Source organism: Pseudomonas sp. EA_65y_Pfl1_P113 (assembly GCF_963970525.1).
GTDB lineage: Bacteria > Pseudomonadota > Gammaproteobacteria > Pseudomonadales > Pseudomonadaceae > Aquipseudomonas > Aquipseudomonas tritici.
The window spans coordinates 1-470 of record NZ_CAXAQM010000490.1; the positions used below are offsets into that span (position 1 = coordinate 1).

Here is a 470-nt window from a genome sequence, read left to right on the forward strand (position 1 = left end):
TTCCGGACGATGCCTTAGCACCGAACGCGCATGACAACTCGAATTAGTCATCTGCCAGCGCGGAAAACTCCTTCACCACGCGCTCATAGACCGGGCGCTTGAACGGGATGATCAGTTCCGGGAGATTCTTCATCGGCTCCCAGCGCCAGCTGACGAACTCGGCCTTGTGGGCGCCGCCGCCGGGCTTCTCGACATTGATCTCGCTGTCCTTGCCGGTGAAGCGCAGCGCGAACCATTTCTGGCGCTGGCCGCGGAACTTGGCGAGCCGATGGGTCTGCGGTCCGTCATAGGGCGGGAACTCGTAGGTGAACCAGTCGGTCTCGCCGAGATAGTCGGCGCTCGTGACGCTGGTTTCTTCCCAGAGCTCGCGCAGGGCCGCGTCGCGCAGATTCTCGCCCTCGTCGACGCCGCCCTGCGGCATCTGCCAGTCGAGCCCCGGCAGGATGATCTCGGGGCCATCACCCTTGAAG

General features: G+C 63.8%; 1 protein-coding gene. It reads right to left on the reverse strand.

The annotated features are described in order from the left end of the window. Window positions 1-43: 43 nt before the first annotated feature. Window positions 44-470: RNA pyrophosphohydrolase (locus tag AACY52_RS30725; RefSeq protein WP_339561450.1), on the reverse strand; the 427-nt coding region annotated here is incomplete at its 5' end.